General features: G+C 41.9%; 25 protein-coding genes. 1 reads left to right on the top strand and 24 read right to left on the bottom strand.

Going from position 1 to position 25943, the window contains the following annotated elements; genetic code table 11:
* Positions 1-6: 6 nt before the first annotated feature.
* From C9J38_RS08195 to rlmD, 13 genes are all read right to left on the bottom strand, one after another.
* Positions 7-636, bottom strand: a complete 630-nt coding sequence (locus C9J38_RS08195; protein ID WP_005371478.1) for a protein-L-isoaspartate(D-aspartate) O-methyltransferase — start codon at positions 634-636, stop codon at positions 7-9.
* 2 nt (positions 637-638) lie between these two features.
* On the bottom strand, positions 639-1388 hold the full coding sequence (gene surE, locus C9J38_RS08190) for a 5'/3'-nucleotidase SurE (RefSeq protein WP_107206636.1): 750 nt from the start codon (positions 1386-1388) through the stop codon (positions 639-641).
* Positions 1366-2421 carry a tRNA pseudouridine(13) synthase TruD gene (gene truD / locus C9J38_RS08185; protein WP_107206651.1) on the bottom strand — a complete coding sequence of 352 codons (1056 nt, stop codon included), beginning with the start codon at positions 2419-2421 and terminating at the stop codon, positions 1366-1368. Before truD ends, surE begins: the two co-directional genes overlap by 23 nt.
* 34 nt (positions 2422-2455) lie before the next feature.
* On the bottom strand, positions 2456-2932 hold the full coding sequence (gene ispF, locus C9J38_RS08180; protein WP_107206635.1) for a 2-C-methyl-D-erythritol 2,4-cyclodiphosphate synthase: 477 nt from the start codon (positions 2930-2932) through the stop codon (positions 2456-2458).
* A 5-nt stretch (positions 2933-2937) separates the two neighbouring features.
* On the bottom strand, positions 2938-3642 hold the full coding sequence (gene ispD, locus C9J38_RS08175) for a 2-C-methyl-D-erythritol 4-phosphate cytidylyltransferase (RefSeq protein WP_107206634.1): 705 nt from the start codon (positions 3640-3642) through the stop codon (positions 2938-2940).
* 35 nt (positions 3643-3677) lie between these two features.
* Positions 3678-3956: a cell division protein FtsB gene (gene ftsB / locus C9J38_RS08170; protein WP_005371471.1), complete on the bottom strand. Its 279-nt coding sequence runs from the start codon at positions 3954-3956 to the stop codon at positions 3678-3680.
* A 339-nt stretch (positions 3957-4295) separates the two neighbouring features.
* Complete coding sequence (gene eno / locus C9J38_RS08165) at positions 4296-5600, bottom strand: phosphopyruvate hydratase (RefSeq protein WP_005371469.1); 1305 nt, start codon at positions 5598-5600, stop codon at positions 4296-4298.
* Between the two features lie 80 nt (positions 5601-5680).
* Positions 5681-7321, bottom strand: coding sequence for a CTP synthase (locus tag C9J38_RS08160; RefSeq protein WP_107206633.1), 1641 nt, complete (start codon positions 7319-7321; stop codon positions 5681-5683).
* Between the two features lie 217 nt (positions 7322-7538).
* Entirely contained in the window at positions 7539-8351 is an 813-nt protein-coding gene (gene mazG / locus C9J38_RS08155) for a nucleoside triphosphate pyrophosphohydrolase (RefSeq protein ID WP_107206632.1), read from the bottom strand.
* Positions 8352-8768: 417 nt separating this feature from the next.
* Entirely contained in the window at positions 8769-8957 is a 189-nt protein-coding gene (locus C9J38_RS08150; protein WP_107206631.1) for a hypothetical protein, read from the bottom strand.
* Positions 8958-9102: 145 nt separating this feature from the next.
* Positions 9103-9411, bottom strand: a complete 309-nt coding sequence (locus tag C9J38_RS08145) for a hypothetical protein (protein ID WP_146144059.1) — start codon at positions 9409-9411, stop codon at positions 9103-9105.
* 284 nt (positions 9412-9695) lie between these two features.
* Positions 9696-11930 carry a GTP diphosphokinase gene (gene relA, locus C9J38_RS08140; protein WP_107206629.1) on the bottom strand — a complete coding sequence of 745 codons (2235 nt, stop codon included), beginning with the start codon at positions 11928-11930 and terminating at the stop codon, positions 9696-9698.
* Between the two features lie 68 nt (positions 11931-11998).
* The gene (gene rlmD, locus C9J38_RS08135; protein WP_107206628.1) at positions 11999-13321 is read right to left on the bottom strand and encodes a 23S rRNA (uracil(1939)-C(5))-methyltransferase RlmD; all 1323 of its coding nucleotides are present in this window, start codon (positions 13319-13321) and stop codon (positions 11999-12001) included.
* Between the two features lie 120 nt (positions 13322-13441).
* Here rlmD and barA point away from each other — a divergent pair, with 120 nt between their 5' ends.
* Positions 13442-16231: a two-component sensor histidine kinase BarA gene (gene barA / locus C9J38_RS08130; protein WP_107206627.1), complete on the top strand. Its 2790-nt coding sequence runs from the start codon at positions 13442-13444 to the stop codon at positions 16229-16231.
* Between the two features lie 99 nt (positions 16232-16330).
* Here barA and acpS read toward each other — a convergent pair whose 3' ends face one another.
* From acpS to rpoE, 11 genes are all read right to left on the bottom strand, one after another.
* Complete coding sequence (gene acpS, locus C9J38_RS08125) at positions 16331-16711, bottom strand: holo-ACP synthase (RefSeq protein WP_105060928.1); 381 nt, start codon at positions 16709-16711, stop codon at positions 16331-16333.
* Positions 16711-17442, bottom strand: a complete 732-nt coding sequence (gene pdxJ / locus C9J38_RS08120) for a pyridoxine 5'-phosphate synthase (protein WP_045128801.1) — start codon at positions 17440-17442, stop codon at positions 16711-16713. Before pdxJ ends, acpS begins: the two co-directional genes overlap by 1 nt.
* Complete coding sequence (recO, locus tag C9J38_RS08115; RefSeq protein ID WP_005371446.1) at positions 17439-18149, bottom strand: DNA repair protein RecO; 711 nt, start codon at positions 18147-18149, stop codon at positions 17439-17441. Before recO ends, pdxJ begins: the two co-directional genes overlap by 4 nt.
* An 8-nt stretch (positions 18150-18157) precedes the next feature.
* Positions 18158-19063: a GTPase Era gene (gene era / locus C9J38_RS08110; protein WP_005371444.1), complete on the bottom strand. Its 906-nt coding sequence runs from the start codon at positions 19061-19063 to the stop codon at positions 18158-18160.
* Entirely contained in the window at positions 19060-19734 is a 675-nt protein-coding gene (rnc, locus tag C9J38_RS08105) for a ribonuclease III (protein ID WP_107206626.1), read from the bottom strand. The genes era and rnc overlap by 4 nt, the downstream gene beginning before the upstream one ends.
* Positions 19735-19744: 10 nt before the next feature.
* Entirely contained in the window at positions 19745-20644 is a 900-nt protein-coding gene (lepB, locus tag C9J38_RS08100; RefSeq protein ID WP_045150084.1) for a signal peptidase I, read from the bottom strand.
* Between the two features lie 141 nt (positions 20645-20785).
* The gene (gene lepA / locus C9J38_RS08095; protein ID WP_107206625.1) at positions 20786-22582 is read right to left on the bottom strand and encodes a translation elongation factor 4; all 1797 of its coding nucleotides are present in this window, start codon (positions 22580-22582) and stop codon (positions 20786-20788) included.
* Between the two features lie 76 nt (positions 22583-22658).
* Positions 22659-23156: a SoxR reducing system RseC family protein gene (locus C9J38_RS08090; protein ID WP_107206624.1), complete on the bottom strand. Its 498-nt coding sequence runs from the start codon at positions 23154-23156 to the stop codon at positions 22659-22661.
* A gap of 2 nt (positions 23157-23158) precedes the next feature.
* Complete coding sequence (rseB, locus tag C9J38_RS08085) at positions 23159-24151, bottom strand: sigma-E factor regulatory protein RseB (RefSeq protein WP_107206623.1); 993 nt, start codon at positions 24149-24151, stop codon at positions 23159-23161.
* On the bottom strand, positions 24151-24807 hold the full coding sequence (locus tag C9J38_RS08080; protein ID WP_199187045.1) for an RseA family anti-sigma factor: 657 nt from the start codon (positions 24805-24807) through the stop codon (positions 24151-24153). Before C9J38_RS08080 ends, rseB begins: the two co-directional genes overlap by 1 nt.
* Positions 24808-24830: 23 nt before the next feature.
* Positions 24831-25409 carry an RNA polymerase sigma factor RpoE gene (gene rpoE / locus C9J38_RS08075; RefSeq protein ID WP_107206621.1) on the bottom strand — a complete coding sequence of 193 codons (579 nt, stop codon included), beginning with the start codon at positions 25407-25409 and terminating at the stop codon, positions 24831-24833.
* Between the last annotated feature and the right edge of the window lie 534 nt (positions 25410-25943).

The raw sequence follows: 25943 nt of genomic DNA, 5'->3' as shown, positions 1-25943 counted from the left end.
CATGGTTTAAGCCAAATCTCCAGCCAATAAAGGCACAAATCTTACGGGTTCAATCACGGTTTCGCAAAATGCTTCGCCATTTCGAACAATCAATTTCAATTCTTGCTGTTGACAACCAACAGGTAAAATTAATCGTCCACCATCAACAAGTTGAGCAAGTAAGCTCTGGGGGATCTCACTTGCTGCAGCTGTCACGATAATCGCATCAAAGGGACCTTTGCTTGCCCATCCTTGCCAGCCATCGCCATGTTTGGTTGATATATTATGTAACTCTAACTGCTTGAAACGTCGTTTGGCCTGCCACTGCAACGCTTTAATTCGTTCAACCGAATAAACATGCTCAACCAGCTGTGCTAATACGGCGGTTTGATATCCAGAGCCAGTACCAATCTCTAATACAGAGGATTGATAGGTTAACCCTAGTAACTCTGTCATCCTTGCTACAATATAAGGCTGAGAAATTGTTTGTCCGCTACCTATGGGTAACGCATTATTTTCGTATGCCTGATAGGAAAAAGCTTCATCAATAAAACGCTCTCGAGGCACTGTTGCAATCGCATTGAGAACACGTTGATTACTTATCCCTTTATTGTTTAAAAATGTTATCAAGCTATCTACTTGATTTTGATACCGCATGACTACTGGATCTCCACATTTTTCATCCAGCCCTCAATTCCAACCATGGCATCATGCGCGGTTAAATCGACTTGTAGAGGCGTGATTGATACCGCTCCTTGCTCTATCGCATAAAAGTCAGTACCAATACCAGCATCTTGGCATTGACCAGGAGGGCCTAACCAATATAGTGGTTGGCCTCTTGGATCATGCTCTTTGATCATATTTTCAGCACGATGTCTTGCCCCAAGACGAGTGACTTGCCAAGCTTTAAGTTGCTCAAAAGGCACATCAGGTACATTAATATTTAATATATTGTTGCTGGGTAATGGCTGCTTAGATAGCTGTTCAATCACTTGTTTCACAACCTTTGCTGCCGTTATAAAGTGTGTATTACCAACAAGTGATACTGCAATAGCAGGAACACCTAGAAAGTGCCCTTCTGTTGCCGCTGCCACAGTACCGGAATACAGCACGTCATCACCTAAATTAGCGCCATGATTGATCCCTGCAACGACAATATCGGGACGTTCATCCAACCATTCATTCAGTGCAAAATGCACACAATCAGTTGGCGTTCCTTGTACTGAAATACGGTTTTCAGCTTCTTGCCGAATACGCAGTGGATAATCTAAGGTCAATGAATTTGAAGCACCCGATCGATTTCGATCGGGTGCAACCACAATTACATCGGCCAGTTGGCTTAATTCTTTTGCAAGTGTATTGATGCCTTCGGCAAAAATGCCATCATCATTGCTGATCAATATTCTCATCATTCACAACCTCAGAGTTAAGTGGCATGATTAACTCACGCACTACCGAGGTGGCAAAACTACCAGCAGGCAGAGCAAATGAAACAATCAAATCTTTGTCTTCAAAATGCCATTGCATATTATTAGGCATTAATAATAATGCGCGACGATCATGACGCATTCGGTTATCTCGAACAAGCTTAACCAAAGCAGGTTCTTGCTCAACAATTGCTAACTCAAATGCTTGTGCTTCAGCTTGAGTTGGCAGAGCATTATCACCAAGCAACGGACCGGTAATAGCTACCTCGCCACTATTGACTTGCTGTTGGAGTCCATCAGTTACCACATCAGCAACAAACGTGCGCTCATCGCCTGCCATTTGTAAGCAATCGCCTGCCATAATGGTTGAGGTTAAACCTTGCTCAATTCGCTTTGATAATACTTGGTTAAACATCCAAGAACGTGCTGCTGATAAGTAAAAACTTCGCTTACTCTTATCACGTACACGGAATTCATCATTGCCCCAAGCACGTGCTTTAACCACGTTATTACCACCATGACCAAAACGCTGCTCACCAAAATAGTTTGCAACACCTTGTGCTTTGATCATTTCCAGACGCTCAGTTAATGCATCAAGGTTATCTAGATCAGTAAGGCGTAATTGGAACCAGTTCCCCGCTAAATCACCTGGGCGTAATTTTTTATCATGGCGTGTCACTTCAAGAATTTCGACACCTGGATGTTCAGCTTCAAATTGGCTTAAATCAGGATCAGCTTTACCCGGTAAGTGAACGCTTAACCATTGCTCAGTGATTGCATGGCGATCTTTCAACCCAGCCCAGCTAACATCACGTGATTTAACACCACATGCTTTAGCTAACTCATTCACTACATATTTGGTGTTTTCACCGACTTTGCGAATTTTCACCATCAGGTGCTCGCCTGTACCGCTAAATTTAAAACCAAGTTCTTCATTAACGATGAAGTCCTGAGGACTGGCTTTAAGACGTCCGTGACAGATTGGCTTTGCATGTAGCCAATTAAAACAATCCATTATATTTTCTGCAGTGTTGGAGTGAGACATAAGCTCAAGATACCTTTTTAATTAAAACAACCGCTTCACAAGCAATGCCTTCTTTACGTCCAGTAAAACCTAAACGTTCAGAGGTCGTTGCTTTAACATTTACATTGGTGATATCTGTTTCCAGATCGTCTGCAATCGCTTGACACATCGCATCAATATACGGCGCCATTTTTGGCGCTTGTGCAATAATAGTAACGTCTACATTACCAAGGCTGTAACCTTGTGCTTTAACTTTACTGTAGACATCACGTAATAAAAATCGGCTATCAGCACCAGCCCATTCCGCATCTGTATCGGGAAAATGACGACCAATATCCCCTGCGCCTATTGCGCCAAGTAATGCATCACATACCGCGTGTAGTGCAACATCACCATCAGAATGAGCGATCAGACCTTGCTCATAAGGGATCGCTACCCCACCAATAATTACCGGGCCTTCACCACCAAATTTATGAACATCAAAACCATGACCAATTCGCATTATGGTTATTCCTTTAATAATTGTCGTAGGTAGAACTCAGCTAAAGCTAAATCTTCAGGTTGGGTTACTTTTAGATTATCCGCACGCCCTTTCACCAACACGGGGGAAAAACCACAAAATTCAAGCGCAGAGGCTTCATCAGTGATCACCGCCTTTTTTGCTAAAGCGGTCGTTAACGCATCACGTAGCTGACCGACACGAAACATTTGAGGTGTTAATGCATGCCATAGTTGCTCACGGTCAACGGTGTGATCAATCACTGCTCGTGTATTTGAATTAACAGTACTGCGTTTCATGGTATCGCGTACTGGCGTGGCAAGGATTGCACCATATTCAGACGTTTCAGCCGCAGCCATTAATTGACGAAGATCTTCGATACGTACACAAGGGCGAGCGGCATCATGTACCATCACCCAAGCGTTATCATCATTGATTGCAGCTAAGCCTGAAAATACCGAATCCACACGCTCATTACCACCATCAACCACAGTAATGCGAGGATCGCTCGCTAATGGTAACGTTGAAAAGTAAGGATCGTTCCTACTCACCGCAACCACAACATGTTGGACTTCAGGCAAGCTTAATAACCGCTCAACCGAATGTTCTAGAATAGTTTTACCAGCAATCGTTAAATATTGCTTAGGACGATCAGCGGCCATTCGGCTACCAATCCCTGCAGCAGGTACAATAGCAATGCATTTATCGATCATGAAAGGTTATCTCATCACTTAACTAAAATATGTAATTAGTTACTATCACTAACAACACGAATAAATGTTTCCCCTGGTTTTACCAAACCAAGATCGGTACGTGCACGCTCTTCCACAGCTTCTTTGCCGCCATGAAGATCTTTGATCTCCGCATACATTTGCTGATTACGCTGATGTAATTCGGCATTAGCGGCTTGTTGTAAGCTTACGCTCTCTGTGACAGCGGTAAATTCTTTCATACCGTTTTTGCCATACCAGAAATCATATTGTAGCCAAGCGATAAGAACCAATAATACAATAATAAACAGGCGCATACTTCTCCCTGCGACATAATTTTAAACAGCAAGCTGCATTCCGATTATTGAATAAACCTAAATAATTGGAATACATTTTGCGAGTCAGCAATAATCCCATAATCAGTCAATGGTGACTACTATTATGCCATGAGACTTTACATCTCCCTTACTTAGCCCTTCTTTTTGTTGAAAATAAAAACAGCATTCATGACAACAATACAAAATAAGCATTGATTCCTGCATAAATATTGATGCCGCTTAGTGATGCGTTTTTTATTTTAGCGATAAAAAAACCGCCTCTTGCAAGGCGGTTTTATTTACCAAATTGAGTAAACTCAATTATCGCTTAATAAAAAATTAAGCTTGGCCTTTAACTTCTTTAAGACCGTTGAAAGGAGCACGCTCACCTAGTGCTTCTTCGATACGGATAAGTTGGTTGTACTTAGCAACACGGTCAGAACGGCTCATAGAACCCGTTTTGATTTGACCTGCAGCAGTACCTACCGCTAGATCAGCGATAGTTGCGTCTTCTGTCTCGCCTGAACGGTGAGAGATAACAGCAGTGTAACCAGCGTCTTTAGCCATCTTAATAGCAGCTAGAGTTTCAGTTAGAGAACCGATTTGGTTAAGCTTGATTAGGATTGAGTTAGTGATACCTTTCTCAATACCTTCAGCGAAAATCTTAGTGTTTGTAACGAATAGATCGTCACCTACTAGTTGAATTTTGTCACCTAGTAGTTCAGTTTGGTGCTTGAAGCCAGCCCAATCTGATTCGTCTAGACCATCTTCGATAGAAACGATCGCTGGGAACTTCTCAGTTAGATCTTTAAGGAAGTAGTTGAACTCTTCTGAAGTGAATTGCTTACCTTCACCTTTAAGATCGTAGATACCTTGCTCTTTGTTGTAGAACTCAGATGCAGCACAGTCCATTGCTAGAGTAATATCAGTACCTAGCTCGTAACCTGCAGCTTCAACAGCTTCTTTAATTGCTTTAAGAGCAGCTTCGTTTGACTCTAGGTTTGGTGCGAAACCACCTTCGTCACCTACCGCTGTGCTCATGCCCTTAGACTTAAGAACTTTAGCTAGGCTGTGGAATACTTCAGAACCCATACGTACAGCTTCACGAAGTGTCTTAGCACCTACTGGCTGAATCATGAACTCTTGAATATCAACAGTGTTATCTGCGTGCTCACCACCGTTGATGATGTTCATCATAGGTAGAGGCATAGAGAACTGACCAGCAGTACCGTTTAGCTCTGCAATGTGCTCGAATAAAGGCATGCCTTTAGATGCCGCAGCTGCTTTTGCGTTAGCTAGTGATACAGCTAGGATTGCGTTAGCACCGAAGTTTGATTTGTTTTCAGTACCGTCAAGGTCGATCATAACTTGGTCGATTGCAGCTTGGTCTTTTGCATCTTGGCCGATTAGTGCTTCAGCGATTGGACCATTTGCAGCAGCAACAGCTTTCAGAACGCCTTTGCCTAGGAAACGAGATTTATCACCATCACGAAGCTCTAGAGCTTCACGAGAACCAGTTGAAGCACCAGATGGCGCAGCAGCCATACCTACGAAACCACCTTCTAGGTGAACTTCAGCTTCAATTGTTGGGTTACCACGTGAGTCAATGATTTCACGAGCTAGAACTTTAACGATCTTAGACATTGTGTTTCCTCTTGCTTTATCTTCAAATTAAAAGCTAAAAAAATAGCTGTAGCCATAACAACTACAGCTATCAGTAATCCTTACTGGTTAAGCTCACCACGGTGGTATGCACCCGCCGCTTTTACAAAACCTTCAAACAATGGGTGCCCATCACGAGGTGTCGATGTGAACTCAGGGTGGAACTGTGCAGCTACGAACCAAGGGTGATTCGGAACTTCAATAATTTCAACAAGTTTCTTGTCAGCAGACAAACCAGATACTTTTAGACCCGCTTTTTCAAGCTTAGGTAGTAAAGTGTTGTTTACTTCGTAACGGTGACGGTGACGCTCATGGATCGTTGGCTGACCGTATAACGTACGCGCTTTAGAACCATCTTGTAGATGACATAGCTGAGAGCCAAGGCGCATTGTACCGCCTAGATCTGATTTCTCAGTACGCTCTTCAACTTTACCTTCACTATCAATCCACTCAGTAATAAGACCAACGACTGGATATTTAGTTTCAGCATTAAATTCAGTTGAATGCGCATCAGACATTTTGGCTACATTTCGAGCAAACTCGATTAATGCTACCTGCATACCTAAACAAATACCTAGGTATGGAATATTATTTTCACGTGCGTATTGAGCAGTAAGGATCTTACCTTCAACACCACGGCTACCAAAACCACCTGGAACCAAGATTGCATCAAGGCCAGCCAGTACTTCTGTACCTTTTGACTCAACATCTTGAGAATCGATGTATTTGATTTTTACTGATAGACGATTTTTCAGGCCCGCGTGTTTAAGTGCTTCGTTAACTGACTTATATGCGTCTGGCAGTTCAATGTACTTACCAACCATACCAATAACGACTTCAGAGGTAGGGTTCGCTTCTTCATAAATAACTTGTTCCCACTCAGAAAGATCAGCTTCTGGTGCTGTAATACCAAAGCGCTTACACACTAAATCATCAAGACCTTGAGACTTAATTAATTGTGGGATTTTGTAGATTGAATCTACATCTTTCATTGAGATAACAGCTTTTTCCTGCACGTTACAGAACAGGGCAATTTTTGCACGCTCATTGGCAGGGATCATACGATCAGAACGACACACTAAGATGTCTGGCTGAATACCAATAGAAAGAAGTTCTTTTACTGAGTGCTGAGTTGGCTTAGTTTTCACTTCGCCAGCCGCTGCTAGGTAAGGAACAAGTGTCAAGTGCATGAACATGGTGTTTTCACGACCTTGCTCTACGGCTAATTGACGAATAGCTTCCATAAATGGGAGTGATTCAATATCACCCACAGTACCGCCTACTTCAACGATTGCTACATCATGACCTTCAGCACCCGCTAACACGCGAGATTTGATTTCATTCGTGATATGAGGAATTACCTGAATCGTTGCACCTAAGTAATCACCACGACGCTCTTTGCGTAAGACGTCTGCGTACACGCGACCAGCTGTAAAGTTATTACGCTTAGTCATCTTGGTACGAATGAAACGCTCGTAGTGACCTAAGTCTAGGTCAGTCTCTGCACCGTCTTCCGTAACGAATACTTCGCCGTGTTGAATTGGGCTCATTGTGCCTGGATCAACGTTGATGTAAGGGTCAAGCTTCATCATAGTCACGTTAAGACCACGTGCTTCTAAAATCGCTGCAAGTGATGCAGCAGCAATGCCTTTACCTAGAGAGGAAACTACTCCGCCCGTAACAAAAATGTAATTCGTAGTCATGTTTAACCTGGAAGATTGGTGTAGAGGATAAATGTATCTGGACGGGAAATTAGTATACCAGACACCATTTATCGCCACAACGTGAAAACTATCACACCGCCATTTGATTTTTTTTGCTTCACATCAAGTAAGCGTTATGAACTGAAATATCAAGCTTTAACAAGCAGAACAATACCATAATGGTATAATGCATTTAAAAATCATGCTGAATTTTTAATTACTGGTTTTTACTTTCTTTCTCTTTAACACGATTCCATGCTTCATCTAGCTCAGTTAATGAACACTGACTAATGATCTTTCCTTGTTCTAGCACACTTTCTTCCACTTGGCGAAAACGCTTTTCAAATTTTTTATTGGCTTTTTGTAATGCCATCTCTGGTTTTACTTTTAAATGACGACTTAAATTCACCACTGAAAATAGTAGATCACCGAGCTCTTCTTCTATTCGTTGTTGTTCTGGCACCGCTTGAATCACTTCGTCCATCACTTCATCAAGCTCTTCTTTTACCTTATCAACCACTGGTGCTAATTCATCCCAATCAAAACCAACATTCGCGCAGCGTTTTTGAATTTTATCAGCACGCATTAATGCCGGTAATGCGTTTGGAATATTGGCAAGCAAGCTCTCATCTTGCTCTTTAGCTGCGCGCTCTTTGGCTTTTTCGGCTTCCCAGTTTTGTTGAACGGCTGCTTCATCATCAAAATCAGCATCACTAAAAACATGGGGATGGCGACGGACCAGCTTTTCACTTATGCCTGCCACTACATCGTCAAATTCAAACAACCCTTGTTCTTTGGCCATCTGACTATAAAAAACAACTTGGAACAATAAATCACCTAATTCTTCTTTTACATCGTTCCAGTTTTTCTGCTCGATGGCATCAGCCACTTCATAGGCTTCTTCAAGGGTATAGGGAACGATTGAATCAAAGTTTTGTTTCAAATCCCACGGACAACCACGATGTGGGTCTCGCAACTGAGACATAATTGCTAATAATTGTTCCATTTGAGACGCCTGTTTATTATCCATACCACCAACTCTTTAAAATGGCGCTTTAAGCTTCTAACTTTAAAAGTGCCAAAACTTCGATAGTTAATACTAGAAAACTAATTTAGAAATTCATAGCAACGATCAATCATCATCATGTTGGCAATGTTCATGTTGCTTATGATGATCTCTAGCATGATCACAACTTTCATATCCATTATCGCCATCATAATGATGATTCTCACATCGATGTTGATGTGACTCATGGCGATGGTGTCTGTGAATCATGGTGTTGGCAATCAGAGTGATGAGAGCACGTGTGATTAGAAGAATCTACGCTATAAGACTCTGCTAACGCATAGTTTGGCAACAGAAATGACATTAACAATAATAGTACTATTGTAAGACTTTTTTCTCTAATCATGCTTAATACATTCGACTTCATAATACCCCCGTTAATTATTTAAACGTTACTTTATCTGCACCCACTTTCATTCCCTGCAGGCAAAGAATAAAAAACAGCAATTGTTTGATGTCATCACTAGGCACATTGATAAAATTATTATCAGGAATAAGAAACATTGAAATAAGTAATAAAACACTCGTAATACTATTTTTAGTTAATAATTTTAATAGTAAATTTTTCATAATAGTTCTCTTGCCGCTTTATTTATAAAGCAACATCATTAATTAATAACAATCATCACTCATCTATATAATTAAGATGGGATAATTAATTTGTGAAATTAACACTTACTTTGAATCCAATTTAGATCCAGAAATAAGCAAACTATTAGGCAATAGGAGGGCGATAAATTGATTTTATAACGGCAAGAACAAGCGACTCTTGAAGATATTCAATCGGTAACAGCTTACTGACACGAGTGATAAGAAGCGGAGGAAAAGAGAGTAGATGAAATGGATTACTGCCAGTACGAGGCAGTACTCGACAACATGAGCACTGTGAACAATCATTACAACTATTCTCACATTGCAAACTACAGTGATGAGATTGTTGAGTAGCCGTTTGCTGGTATTGCAGTTCGCTCTTAATATTACTTGCTAAATTAGCAACATTAGAGACTTGAACATTTTGACTCATATACGCAGCATTCACACTACTACTTAACAGTAATATTGCTATAAATAATGCATATAATATTTTATGTAATTGAGATAAATACATACTGAGTCTTTATTTTAAAGTTAATAGAATACTATCGGTCTATTATATATGAGTCAACATCAAGTCTTATTTTAGATCATTAAATTAATAAATTATTCCATTTTAAGATGTGCGCGTTAATAATTACTACTATTCATTATGTCGTAATAAATAAAAAGGGAAGCATATTGCTCCCCTTAATTTATATTTTAATCAGTTAATTAACCGTATAAACGTTTAGCCTCGGCAACATCTTTAACTTGTTCGATGCGTTTAAGTACACGTCCCAACACTTCTAAATCAGTTAATTCAAGTTCAAAGTCCATGATAGACATTTGCTTTTTATAATCAACTCGGCTTTTCATTCCCGCTACTTTCACTTTTTCATTCATTAAAGTATTGGTTAATTCTTTCAATAAGCCATTACGCTCAGAAGCCGTCACACGCACGGTAATGGTATAGTTACCGACAAAACCACCGCCCCAAACCGTATCAATAATACGCTCTGGCGCATGATGACGAAGCTCTTCAAGCTGCTCACAATCCATACGGTGAACAGAAATACCACGACCTTGTGTAACAAAACCTTGAATATCATCGCCAGGAATAGGCTGACAACAACGCGCAAGGTGAGTCATCAGGTTATCAACACCTTCAACAACAACAGCATCACGTTGCGGTTTTTTGTGGCTTGTGGCTTGTTTATTACTTGCCTCAGATAGCTTTTCTAAAAGCTGCTGATCTTCTTCTTCAGCTGTTGGTTTATTCACTAGCGCATTAATATGGTTGATCACCTGATTAATACGTAAATCACCACTGCCAATCCCCGCATATAGCTCTTCAGGCGATTTCACATTAAAACGTTTTGCCGCATAATATTGCGCATCTTTTAATGTTGCATGAATTTTTACCAGCTCAGCTTCTAAGATCTCTTTACCCGCAATAATATTCTTATCACGATCTTGCTTACGGAACCACGCATGCACTTTGGCACGAGCACGGCTAGATGTCACAAACCCTAAGTTAGGGTTTAACCAATCTCGTGACGGATTCGGCTCTTTTTGCGTGATGATCTCAACTTGATCGCCCATTTGAAGATGATAAGTGAAAGGGACAATACGCCCTTCTACTTTGGCACCAATACAACGGTGGCCCACTTCAGAGTGAATATGATAAGCAAAATCAAGCGGTGTCGCATTCGATGGCAAGTCAACCACATCCCCTTTAGGGGTGAAAGCATAGACGCGATCATCAAATACCTGGCTACGAAGCTCATCCAGCATTTCGCCAGAATCTGACATTTCTTCTTGCCATGCTAATAGCTTACGCAGCCAATTGATTTTCTCATCGTAAGCCGATTGTGCACCGCCTGATGCTGTACCTTCTTTATACTTCCAGTGTGCCGCAACCCCTAATTCAGATTCTTCATGCATTTGCTTGGTACGGATCTGAATTTCAATCGTTTTACCTTCAGGGCCTAACACCACAGTGTGGATAGACTGGTAACCATTAGGTTTTGGGTTGGCAACGTAGTCATCAAACTCTTTTGGTAGGTGACGATATTTGGTATGTACAACACCTAATGCGGCGTAACAGTCTTGTAGCTCTTCAGCAACAATACGTACAGCTCGAACATCAAAAAGCTCATCAAATTCTAAGCTTTTCTTCTGCATTTTGCGCCAAATGCTATAAATATGCTTAGGACGACCTTGCACTTCTGCTTTAATATTTGATGCTTTCATCGCGTCAGATAAATCATCAACAAAATGGGTAATGTAGCCTTCACGGTCGATACGACGCTCAGATAACTGCTTAGCAATTTGTTTGTAAGTATCAGGATGCTGATAACGGAAGGCGTAATCTTCAATTTCCCATTTAAGCTGACCAATACCAAGACGGTTTGCTAATGGTGCATAAATGTTGGCACATTCTTGCGCTGCAGCACGACGCACTTCATCTGGCTGATCTTTAACTTCACGTAAATTACAGATACGTTCAGCCAATTTAATAACCACACAACGGAAATCATCAACCATCGACAGTAACATACGTCGAATATTATCCACCTGCGCAGCTTGCGCAGTTTCTTCCGCCGTTGATTTTAACTGACTGATTGCACACATTTGCTCAACACCTTGAACTAAATGTAAAATCGTCCCGCTATATTCTTCTTTTAACGCGTCAGTGCTGTAACAACCACCTTCCACTAATGGGTATAACAAGGCTGCAATTAACGTATCAGCATCCATACTCAAGGTGACAAGGATTTCAACTAGCTCACGACCACGCCACAACAGTAACTGACCATTTTCTTGTTCAGCGGCAAGTTCAATACAACGCTGATATGTTCCTTCTATCCGACTCGATACTTTTGCATCTTGTCGTAAACTCTCGACCCACGAGACAAGCTCAAATGTGGTATTTTCCTTTAAATGCGCACCGCGAACTGCGACCATGTTTCTATCCTGTTTTCTCTGAATACCGATGATTGTCTTACATCACATTGCTATTTTTTTTATGGTGATTAGCTTTTAACAAACAACGCCATTGATTCTAAATGCCCTGTATGAGGGAACATATCCATCATACCAAGACGTGCCAACTTATACCCTTGCTGCAACAACATTTGACTATCACGAGCCAATGTTGCTGGATTACATGATACATAGACCACTTTGCTTGGCGCTAAATTTACAATATGCTGCATCACGCCAGCCGCCCCAGCTCGTGCTGGGTCTAGTAAAATCTTATCAAATTGCTCTTGCGCCCACACTAGTTTCGTTACATCTTCATCCAAATTTGCTTGATAAAATGTTGCGTTATCTAGACCATTTGCTGCCGCATTAGCAGTCGCTCGCGCGACCATTTCATCAACACCTTCCACGCCGACTACCGCTTTCGCTCGTCTTGCTAGCGGAAGGCTGAAATTGCCTAGCCCACAGAATAAATCGAGTACCCTATCCTGCGGCTGAATATCAAGCCAATTTATCGCTTGCTCAACCATTTTTACGTTTACGTCTCGATTAACCTGAATAAAATCTTTTGGTGAGAACGTCAGTCTTACATCGTCAATATCGTAGTACGGCTCCTCACCTAACACATGGTCAAGCTCATCTGACGACGGCGCTAAAAATAGCATCAATGCATGTTCAGTAGCGAAAGCTTTAATCGCTGCGAGATCGTTGTCATTGAATGGCTGCAAATGACGAATTAACAATACGCGACCATTATCTGCATTAACCAATTCTATATGGCCAACATGTTTACGTCCTTTAAGGTTGCTTAACAGTTCACGTAATGGCGGTAACAAATCATTAAGTGTGGTTGCCAAAACAGGACAAGCATTCACATCAACGATGTCTTTACTCTGTTTTTTACGAAAGCCAAATACCATTTTGCCATTAGGTAACATACGGACACTAAAACGTGCACAGCGACGATAATGTTCACTTTGCCCAACAATAGGTTCAACTTGTGAGGCATCGTCTTTTTCTGTGATCGCAAATTTCGCCATCAATTCACTTAGCGCCTGTTGTTTGGCGATAACTTGACCTTGGTGGGATAAATGTTGCAAGTTACAACCGCCACACTGGTCATAGATTGGACAATGAGGTTTAATACGCGCAGCACTGTCTTTTAAACGTTTGATCACGCGAGCTCGGGCATAATTTTTTTTGTCTTCCGTCAATTGCACAACAACGGTTTCATCGGGTAATGCACCATCAATGAAAACAGGTTTGTTGTTCAAATGGCCGATGCCAGCGCCGATATGATCTAAACGGCTGATAGTTATTTCTTTATGCTTCGTATCAGTTTTACGTTTTTGAGGCTTAAAAAAGCGTGCCATAAAATTTTGCTCACTGTTCAGGCATTGAGTATTTGTCGAACAGCACTGATTTATTTAATCTAGTGCTACTGATGGGAACCAATTCTCCCACAGATTTATCTGCTTGTAATTAAGAGAACCATGACCAGATATGGACTTCGTGCCAGAGTATTTACTCTGACATTAGCACCTACACTTATTATTGGCTTATTATTAAGCGCTTTTTTCACCATGAGCCGTTATCAGGATCTAGAACATCAGCTGATTTCTACAGGTGCAAGTATCATCGAGCCGTTAGCGATTTCAGCGGAATACGGCATGACAGAAAAAAACCGAGAAGCAATTCGTCGGTTGATTGGTTATACCCATAGAAAACATTCCGACATCATCCGCAGCATCGCGGTGTTTGATAACCATAACCATATTTTTGCCACATCTAACTTTCACCGTAATTTTGATTCCTTCATGTACCCAAAGGGCAAACCTATTCCTCGGCTACTGGATACCCAGTTAACCGATAACACCTTAATATTACGCGCGCCCATTCTTACCGAAGGTCAATTTGGAACGAATGTTGGTAGCGATGTTCGTGGTAAAGCCCTCGGCTATATCGCTATCGAGCTGGATCTCAGCACGCTACGTCTACAACAATACCAAGAAGTATTTACCGCCTTAATGGTGTTATTACTGGGCTTAACCCTGTCATCATTGTTTGCGTATCGCTTGATGCAAGACGTAACACAACCCATTTCTCATATGATCAGTGTGGTAGATAGGATCCGTCGCGGCCACCTTGATATTCGAATTGAAGGCCGATTGTTGGGCGAATTAGATACCCTGAAAAACGGTATTAATGCTATGGCAATTTCGTTGTCGGAATACCACATTGAAATGCAACAAAGTATCGATCAAGCAACATCCGATCTACGTGAAACCTTAGAGCAGCTAGAAATTCAGAACGTTGAATTAGATATTGCGAAAAAGCGTGCGCAGGAAGCGGCACGGGTGAAATCAGAGTTTTTAGCCAATATGTCTCATGAGCTCCGCACTCCGCTAAATGGGGTCATTGGCTTTACCCGACAAATGCTCAAAACCAAACTGAACACTAGCCAGAAAGATTACCTATTAACGATTGAGAATTCAGCCAATAACCTGCTGACCATCATCAATGACATTCTCGATTTCTCGAAGCTCGAAGCGGGTAAACTGTTACTGGAAAACATTCCTTTCGACTTTACAGATTCACTCGATGAAGTCATGCGCTTACTTGCACCAAGTGCCCACGAAAAAGGCCTAGAGCTGACACTGAAGATTGACGATCGTATTCCAGCAGGCTTAATTGGTGACCCATTACGTATTCAGCAAGTGGTCACTAACTTAATTGGTAATGCCGTTAAGTTTACCGAGCATGGCAATATTGATGTCTCTGTCGAGTTAAAATCCGAAGTCGATAATAATATCGCCCTGCAATTTATGGTCCGCGATACTGGTATTGGTATTTCAGAGCGTCAGCAAGCGCAATTATTCCAAGCATTTAGCCAAGCCGACGCCAGTATTTCTCGCCGTTATGGCGGTACAGGATTAGGCCTTGTGATCACCCAGAAACTGGTAAGTCAAATGGGCGGTGAAGTGAGCTTAACTAGTCGCTTACACCAAGGCTCGACCTTCTGGTTCACCATCAAAATGAACAAAACAGATCTACCTGTATCACAGCCTATTGATACCACTTCACTTGAAGGTAAGTCATTACTTCTGGTTGAGGCCAACATGCAAGCAGCATCAGTGATACAGCAACGTCTAATGTTAGCAGGCGTACATGTTACTTACCGCGCTTCTATGCCTGATGATATTGATCACCATGACTTCGCTCTATTGTGTTTATCGCCGGGTGAGCAGCCACCACTGCCAGTCATACTCAATGATGTATTTAAAGCAGAGCAAACCGCTGAAAAGGTCTTGGTTTGCTTACCGACAACAGAACTTGCGTTATCAGAAAAACTGACCCAAACAGGTGTGTCAGCCTGTCTAGGTAAACCGCTGGCGCAACGTAAACTGTTTGAAGCACTCTGCGATAATGATGATGAGCAGCAAAGTGAATTAGAAGTACCTTTATTACCCACCACTACCGAAACACTACAACCACTAACGGTGATGGCGGTTGATGATAACCCAGCGAACTTAAAACTGATTTCTGCACTACTTGGTGAACGAGTGGAAACCGTTATTACCGCAACCGGTGGTAAAAAAGCGGTTGAATATGCTCAAAGTAAAGCCTTTGATTTGATCTTTATGGATATTCAAATGCCGGAAATGGATGGCGTGACAGCCTGTCAGAAAATCCATGAAACAGCACTTAATAAAAATACCCCAGTGATTGCTGTTACCGCTCATGCTATGGCAGGTGAGCGCGAGCGCTTAATCAATGCAGGTATGGATGATTACCTCACCAAACCGATTGAAGAGCAGATTCTGCAGCAAATTTTAGCAAAATGGATTGCCCCAACCGCAGCACAAGCAACGCCACCATCTGTAAACAGAATGCCAGTGACGCTTGAAGGACAAGTTAATGATGTCGCTCCAGTAATAAACAATAACCACGTTAGTTTTGATTGGGATTTAGCGTTAAAACAAGCGGCAGGAAAAGAAGATTTAGCCTATGACATGCTGCAAATGCTGCTTGATTTCATGCCTGAGGTAGAAATGCTGGTAAATGAAGCACTGGATGGTAAAGATGTTGAACTCTGGCCACCGATTCATAAATTACACGGTAGCTGCGCTTACAGCGGTGTTCCACGCCTGAAGAATTTATGTTTGGAAATTGAAACCGCACTTAAGGCTAATGCAACCCTGTCCAATATTGAACCAGAGCTATTAGAGCTGGTTGATGAAATGGATAACATTGTCAAAGCGTCTAAAGACTATCGAAACTAACCCGTTTTTGTTTTAAAACAGATAAGCTAACGATCAAAAAAGCGGTAGATATATTATCTACCGCTTTTTTATTTATTAACGTGAAAAACGAATCACGATTCAACGTTCTAAAATGACCGTTGCAACAGCGTAATGACGCTCATCAGCAATGGTAAGGTGAACATGATTCACGCCCATTGCTTGCGCTAGTTCATTTGCTTTACCTGATAAGCTCAGTAATGGCTTACCACGCTCATCATTTTTAACCGTAAAATCATGGAAAGAGACGCCACACGCAATACCGGTACCGAGTGCTTTTGATGCTGCTTCTTTTACCGCAAAACGTTTTGCTAAAAAGCGCCCTTTTAGCTTCAATTGCTGAAACTGTTCAAGCTCAGAGCTAGACAGTATTTTCTGGGCGAACGCATCACCTGAGCGAGCAAAGACTTTTTCGACTCGCTCAATTTCAGCAATATCAGTCCCTAAACCAACAATCGCCATTAACCACGCGCTTCCTGCATTAGCAAACGCATATCAGCCACTGACTTTTCTAACCCATCAAACATTGCTCGTCCCATAATAGAATGACCAATGTTAAGTTCATACAGCTCTGGCAATGCCGCTATCGGCTTAACATTGTGATAAGTTAAACCATGTCCTGCATTTACTTTAATACCTAAATTGTGAGCGTAGCTTGCACCTGCAGCAATCTTCTTCAGCTCATCCGATTGTGCCTCTTCGGTTGTCGCTTCTGCGTATTGCCCAGTATGAAGCTCAATAAACGGTGCGCCACATGCATGAGCTGCATCAATTTGCGCGCGATCAGCATCAATGAAAAGTGACACTTTGATCCCAGCAGCTGTAAGTTTTTCTGTTGCCGCTTTTACTTTTTCAAGTTGACCTGCGACATCTAGACCACCTTCTGTGGTTAACTCTTCACGCTTTTCTGGTACTAAGCAAACATATTCAGGCTTAACATCTAACGCAATTGCCACCATTTCATCAGTGACGGCCATTTCTAAATTCATGCGAGTTTGGATCGTCTCACGTAAAATACGCACATCACGATCATTAATGTGACGACGATCTTCACGCAAATGAATAGTGATGCCATCAGCGCCTGCTCGCTCGGCTACTTCTGCAGCATGAACAGGATCTGGGTAACGTGTACCACGTGCATTACGTAATGTCGCAATATGATCGATGTTCACGCCAAGTAATATATTGTTCATGTTCCGATTCTCCTTCCTCGCGGGATAAACAATTCCCGGCTTTTTAATGGCTTAGAACCAAGATACGGTTTTAATGCCATCCTTGTAAATCGTTTTGCTGCCCGCAACTGCTCTGGGGTTTCAAATCGCCTCGCAGCAATGGCTTTTAATTCATTACCACGAAAGGTTAATAAACCAATTTTCATTGAAGCAATAAACCCCTGCTGCTCGCGATAGTTATAGGTCATATCATCTTCAACACTTAATCCACTACCAGCGCAATGCAGAAAATCAATCCCGTAGCCTAGATGATGTAGCAAAGAAAGCTCGAAGCGGCGCAAAGCAGGCTCTGGGTTATCCGCTTGTGCTAGCTCTCTAAGCACATTCAAATAATCCAGAAACAACTGTGGGTAAGGGGTATGGTTGCCCAATACACGTACAAGTATTTCATTCACATACATTGCTGAATATAAAATATAGCTGCGTAAGGGTAAACCTATACTGATAGGTTCGGCATGAGTGAGAACAGGCATCGCACCTTTACCACTCCACTTCATAAATAAGGGAGTAAAAGGTTGGAGTGTGCCTTTTAGATTAGAACGTTTACGGCGAGCGCCTTTAGAAAGAAGAGTAAGACGGCCATGATCCTCGCTAAATACATCAAGGATCAGGCTCGTCTCACTATAGGGACGAGAATGAAGGACAAAACAACGCTGTAGCCCTTCCATTACTACCCTTATAAGTCGTCGATGTAACCAAGGCTACGCAGTGCACGTTCGTCATCTGCCCAACCTGATTTCACTTTAACCCAAAGTTCAAGGTAAACTTTACGTTCAAACAAGTCTTCCATGTCTAAACGCGCTTCGCGCCCTATCACTTTGATTTTATCGCCACCTTTACCAATCACCATTTTCTTCTGGCCTTTACGCTCAACCAGAATCAAACCATTGATATCGAAACCATCGGTTTCAGGGTTGTAGTCGAATCGCTCGATTTCAACCGTCACAGCGTATGGCAATTCATCACCCGTAAAACGCATCAGCTTTTCACGGATAATTTCAGAGGCCATAAAGCGTTGAGAACGATCAGTTACGTATTCTTCAGGGAAGTAGTACTCACATTCAGGTAAGTGCTGACGTACGATTTTCTCTACCGCATCAATGTTTGTACCATGCTTTGCTGATACCGGAATCACATCAACAAACTCCATCTTACTTGCAAGCTCTTGCAAGTGAGGGAATAGCTCATGCTTATCTTTTACGTTATCAACTTTATTCACTAACAATACCGTTGGTAACTGGCTCTTTGCCAGCTTGTTTAATACCATCTCATCGTCAGCCGTCCACATAGTGCCATCAACTAAAAACAATACTAATTCAACATCGGTTAATGAACTGCTTGCAGCACGGTTCATTAAACGGTTAATTGTACGTTTTTCTTCAATGTGCAATCCTGGAGTATCAACATACACAGCTTGATAGCCGTCACGTGTGTCTACACCCATAATACGGTGGCGCGTGGTTTGTGGTTTACGAGAAGTAATAGATAACTTCTGCCCCACTAAACGGTTTAGCAAGGTTGATTTACCGACATTCGGTCGACCAACAATGGCGATAAAGCCACAATGTTGTTTATCTGTCATGATTCCAACTGATTTAGTGCAAGTTCTGCTGCTGCCTGCTCTGCCTTGCGCCGACTGCCGCCTTTGCCAATTACAGGTTTATCCAAACCTGTTACGTCACACTGTACTGTGAACTCTTGATTATGAGCTTCACCTTGTACCTTAGTTACAGTATATGCAGGTAGCGGTAAACGACGACCTTGTAAACACTCTTGAAGACGTGTTTTTGGATCTTTTTGATTGATACCTGGCTCAATCGTATCAAGACGAGTTTTATACCAAGCCAATACGATACTTCGTACTTGCTCAACATCGCTATCTAGATAAATCGCGCCAATGATTGCTTCAACACAGTCAGCAAGAATCGAATCGCGACGGAAGCCACCACTCTTTAACTCGCCAGGTCCCAGTAACAAATGGTCGCCAAGCTCGAATTCCCGACCTAGCTCTGCCAATGTTTTTCCACGGACTAGTGTTGCACGCATTCGGCTCATATCACCTTCATCCACTGAAGGAAAACGGTGATATAAGTCATCAGCAATAACAAAACTTAAAATAGAGTCACCTAAAAACTCTAGGCGCTCATTGTGGGTGCCATTAGCACTGCGATGTGTCAGTGCTAACGTCATCAACTCACAATTAGTAAATTGGTAGCCCAGCTTGCGCTGAAGCCTATTCGCTGGAGTTGTCATTTTCTCTCGATTATTTAATGCTACCGATACGATTAAAACGTACACCGGTAGGGATCCAAGATGGAAGTAAACTATCTGCTTGTCGATCAAACTCAAAGCTGATCCAAATAGCTACCGCCTTGCCAACAAGATTCGCTTCTGGCACAAAGCCCCAGTAACGACTGTCAGCACTATTGTCACGGTTATCACCCATAACAAAATAGTTTCCTTCTGGTACAACCCACTCACCAATACCAGGACGAGGCTCATATGCCATACGACGATCACGACGTAATGGGTTGATCAGAATATGGTGATCAACATCACCCAGTTGTTCTTTAAACTCAACTAAACGTGCCATTCCTTGCTTAAAGTCACTATCAGTCATATCGGTTAATTTAACCGGTTTACATACTGAAGTACCTTTAGGTTGAATACACAGTTGCTTATCTTCACTGTAGCGAACAGTATCGCCAGGTAGGCCAACAACACGCTTAATATAATCAATCTTTGGCTGAGGTGGGAATTTAAACACCACTACATCACCACGCTTTGGCTCACCTGTACTGACGATTTTATCGTGGAAAACAGGGTCTCGTAGACCATAAGCAAATTTTTCAACCAGAATAAAATCACCTACGTATAAAGTTGGTAGCATTGATTCTGATGGAATTTGAAAAGGTTCATAAATAAAAGAGCGGAATACCATGATCAAAGCAATGACAGGGAACATTGAACTTGCTGATTCAACCCATGCAGGCTGTGGCGCAACACTTTCTAGCGTTTTAGCATCAACTTGACCACCGGATTGTTCAGCTGCTGCAGCTATTTTTAATTGACGCTTCGGTGCCCAAAGAAACTTATCAAGTGCCCAAATGATCCCTGTTACTAGCGTAGCTAGTACCAGAATCAAAGAAAAAGTGTTTGCCATGTTATCCCTTATGTTTAACCCGACCAACAGAAGAATGTTGATCTGCTCTGCCCCATTTAGAGCGTCAGAGTAAAAGAAAGTGCCATTTAATTAATAAATAAGCACTTTCTAATCGTTTTGAAGCTTACTAGCTAAAGATAATTATTTATCTTTACCCACATGAAGAATCGCTAAGAATGCTTCTTGAGGCAGTTCTACGTTACCGATCTGCTTCATACGCTTCTTACCTTCTTTCTGTTTCTGCAACAGTTTCTTCTTACGACTAATATCACCGCCATAACACTTAGCGATTACGTTTTTACGTAATTGCTTCACGGTAGAGCGAGCAATAATATGCGTACCAATCGCGGCTTGAATTGCAATATCAAACATCTGACGAGGGATAAACTCTTTCATTTTTTCAACAACATCACGACCACGAGATTGTGAGTTATCTTTGTGAGTAATGATAGCAAGTGCATCAACACGCTCACCATTAAGAAGAATATCAACACGTACCATGTCTGATTCTTGGTAACACTGGAAATTATAATCAAGTGACGCATAACCACGAGATGTTGATTTCAAGCGATCAAAGAAATCCAGAACCACTTCTGACATTGGAATATCATACGTTAGTGCAACTTGATTGCCGTGGTAAACCATATCAACCTGTACACCACGCTTTTCAATACATAAGGTAATAACATTACCTAAGTATTCGCTTGGCACCAAAATATTACAGCGAGCAATTGGCTCACCCATAATCTCGATATCATTCACTGCTGGCAGTTTAGCTGGGCTATCAACGTACAACATTGTGCCGTCTGTTTTCTTCACTTCATACACTACAGTCGGTGCTGTAGTGATCAGGTTTAGATCATATTCACGCTCTAGACGCTCTTGAATAATCTCCATATGAAGCATACCCAAGAAACCACAACGGAAACCAAAACCTAACGCAGACGAGCTTTCTGGCTCATAAAACAATGACGCATCATTCAGGCTTAATTTACCTAAAGCATCACGGAAGTTTTCATAATCATCAGAAGAAACAGGGAATAGACCTGCGTATACCTGCGGTTTCACTTTCTTAAAGCCAGGCAGCGCGGTTTCACAACCACCTTTTGCCAGCGTTAAAGTATCACCTACAGGTGCGCCAAGAATATCTTTAATACCACAAACAACCCAACCAACTTCACCTGTATTTAGCTCTGTTGTATCAATTTGTTTTGGTGTGAAAATACCTAAACGGTCAACACCCCAGATTTGACCTGTGGTCATAACTTTAATCTTGTCATTTTTCTTTAGCTTACCGTTTTTAATACGAACTAAAGAAACAACACCTAAGTAGTTATCAAACCATGAATCAATGATTAGCGCTTGTAATGGCGCATCTGGATCACCTTCAGGTGCAGGAATTGCTTCAACAATCTTTTCAAGAACATCGTCAACACCCAAGCCTGTTTTCGCTGAACAGCGAACAGCATCAATAGCATCGATACCAACAATGTCTTCAATTTCTTCAGCTACACGCTCAGGTTCAGCCGCAGGTAAGTCAATCTTATTTAAGATTGGCACTACTTCCAAATCCATCTCAATGGCAGTGTAACAGTTAGCAAGAGTCTGAGCTTCAACGCCCTGACCCGCATCAACCACCAGCAATGCGCCTTCACAAGCAGCAAGTGAACGAGAAACTTCGTATGAGAAGTCTACGTGTCCCGGTGTGTCGATAAAGTTTAATTGATAAGTTTCACCATCTTTAGCCGTGTAATCGAGCGTCACGCTCTGGGCTTTGATGGTAATACCGCGTTCGCGTTCAAGATCCATAGAATCTAAAACTTGTGAAGCCATTTCTCGATCAGAAAGGCCGCCACAAACTTGAATTAGACGGTCGGATAAGGTCGACTTACCATGGTCGATATGTGCGATAATCGAAAAGTTACGAATGTGCTTCATGAATGGCGTGACTAGCTCGTGATTAAAATGAATGGGATCTTACGATCAAGTTGTCGGATTCTACCGAATTTAAACGCTACTCGCTATCTTTCGATGCGGCATTTATCAGCTTATCTGATGAAATCGGTGCGCCGAGAACTCGAATAAGGGTTGGCTTATACGCTGAATTACCTTCTAAGCGTTTGGCATAGTGCCGTGCAATCAGTAATCCTAACGTTGTCGCAATAACAGCAGAACTGATAACACCCAGTTCGTTACTGTTGGCTAAATCAACAAATACCCATTGCCCCAATGCACTGCCTAACAGTAAAAAAAGCAATGGGAGCATATAGATCAATAAGGCAGAGCTTAACATACTTCGCTCAGATAAGCCGATTTCAACTACCTGCCCGATAGAAAGCGGCGATTGCGTAGCTATTTTTACATCATGGACACGACCAGGCATTGCTTTCGTTACAATGCCTGTTCCGCAACTATCACGTGATGCACAATGGCCACAGCTTGTTTGTTGCTGGCAACTTACCGTTACCATTCCTTTTTCAACAGCGGTCACTGTCGCTAAAGTGCGCATCATGACTAATTACCTTTTACTGCCTTATTGGGTGTCCCTTTAGTGTTATCGAAAGTGACACTTTCTGCAATCTGTCTTGCTGTTGGTGGCGGAATATCACCGACAACCGTAATTTCTTTATTGTCTTTAACTATATTGCTCAATGTTCGGCGACCTTGACGGACAAGTTGCCCACTTAACGCATAACTATCAATATCAGACACATATACAGAGAAGCTAAATAAACCATCACTGTACATCCGACTTTCAACCGGGCGCTCTGTCATTAATAGGCGGTGGCGATCGCCTGAAATTAATTTAAAGCCATCTGGTAACCATGACACTTTCCAATCAAGGTTAGCTTTTTCTTGTACTGGTAATTTTACCACTTCTGGTAGTTTTACCGTTTTTAACTTGCTGAGCATTTCAGCCACTTTCGGATTCACCGCATAAGAAACAGCGCGAAATTGCTCTAATAAATCACCATTTCGATCTAATAAATCAGCACGCATCACTAAGTGACTTAGCTGATCAATCCATATTAAATATGAGTAACGTTCGCCGTCTTTTGGTGCAATACGGATAACATCACAGGTAACGCCCGCTTCTCGTGCGCGGCCCATTGAAATGAAATCATAGTAATGGGCTAATTCTTGAATATTAGCCTTCATAAGCGGCATGATAGGCGCCACTATTTTTGCACTTTTTACGGTGAATGGATCAAGACCGGGCTCAAAGTAACTCACCTCATTACCGCGTTGAATCACTTCTTGAGGAGGGCCACTTAAGTAGAGTAAATGACTATAGCCTTGACCATCCTCTAACGCATGTCGATAACGCAAGGTATCAATACTGTTCTTTTTTACTCGAATGTAAGATATTTCGTAACTCAGCTTTTGGCTTGCCTGCTCCATTTGAAGCAACAAAGCCTCTGCCGAAGGCTTTTCAGCTTCAGCAAAGGCTTGGAGAGGCAAAAGCAAGCTGACCAATGCTATCGCACCGACCAGAATCTTTTTCATTAATCTGCCACAGAATTATGTTGTTTAAGTAAAGAGTGATCAAGGCTGCCGTCTTGCGCATTAAAACGCAGCTGTAACTCATAATCTTGCAACATGGAGTTAATACGACGACGTTGCTCCATCAACTGCGCTTCAGTTGGTGCACGATCTGTATTGCTTGCCATATTGGTATTTAAACTTACCGGTTCCGCTTTACCTGTAAACGGAATGGTTTGTAACACAGGCACATCATTGTTAGTTGAACCTGATGAATTATCTTCATTATCATACTGCTGGACGCCAACAATAACAGCTAAAGAGACACAAGCAGCAACGGCCACTTGGCCAAATTGAGTAAGCCATGACGGTAACGTGTGCTTGGCTTTAAATGGTGTTGGTTGATCTTCAATTGCTTGCGAAATTGGCTCTGCAACAACCGCAACGGGTGTTTCAGTATGTCCAACTGAATGGGCAGGTTCATCGTCTAACGCTAATGCGACATTCGCTGCAATATTCCATTCTTTGCATTGCGGAGCATCACCGCGTAACACATCACCAATTAAGGTGTAGTCACGCCATATAAGCTCATCTTCTTTGTCAACAGTCAGCGCATTTATAATGCTCTGATCTAGCTCTTCGCCATCAAGTAATGCCGAGATCTTTTCTTTATCAGCCATTTTTTCCACCGTTGGGTGCAACATTATTGCTGCATGAGAGGACGGATACGTTTTTCAACCGCCTCACGTGCACGGAATATACGAGAGCGAACTGTACCTACTGGACATCCCATTACCTCTGCAATTTCCTCATAACTTAGACCATCCAGTTCACGTAATGAGATTGCGGTTTTGAGATCATCTGGTAGCGCTTCAATCGTGCTAAAAACAACCCGCTTCAATTCATCTGACAACATTTGGTTCTCAGGGTTCGAAATTTCTTTCAGCGCACTACCACTTTCATAGTATTCCGCATTTTCTGCATCAACATCAGATGCAGGCGGACGACGCCCCTGAGCGACTAAATAGTTTTTTGCGGTATTGACTGCAATTCGGTAGAGCCATGTATAAAAGGCACTCTCACCACGGAATGTTGGCAACGCTCGGTACGCCTTAATAAACGCCTCTTGCGCCACATCTGGTACATCACCAGAATTACTGACATAACGTGATACAAGGTTACAAACTTTGTTCTGGTATTTAATAACCAGAAGGTTGAAAGCTTGCTTATCTCCCCGCTGTACTCGCTCAATTAATACCTGATCAGTTTGCTGCTCGCTCATTCGAGCGTGTACTCCTATATCTGTCTTTACTCAATATTGCATTAGCTAAATAAAGCCACAAATACTTGTGTTAGTGCTCTATCAAAAATGCTATATCATGATTTGTTCGGCGTCGTAACGCGAAATAAGCCGAGTGTCACCTTAAACAAATCATTGAGTTATGAAATATTTATGAGCATGAGCACTACTTATGACCGGAGGATAATGGCAAAGTTCCTACGCCCATTAAATAATTTCGGCTTATTTTACTAATTCTTTTATCACTGTGACTTATGCACGGTGTATATAAGTGATCACTATCTTACCTTAATTCACGATATTAACGGGCTTTTCAGCGTGAAAAAAGCAAAATTAATAACAAGTTTTAGGATTATTACGTGACATAACTTTTTTGTTATTCACCTTTTATCGCCATTCGTTCGCGCATTGACGCTAGGTATAAAAATTGTCATGCGATATATTTGAATACTTAATCGTCTATAAAACTTATTTGTCGTACAATTTTCATGCTAATTTGACGTGAGTTTGTTAGGA

This window comes from Photobacterium sp. GB-210 (genome assembly GCF_003026075.1).
Taxonomy (GTDB): Bacteria; Pseudomonadota; Gammaproteobacteria; order Enterobacterales; family Vibrionaceae; genus Photobacterium.
Note: the sequence above shows the minus strand (reverse complement) of the source record. Positions and strands in the feature narration are given on the sequence as shown.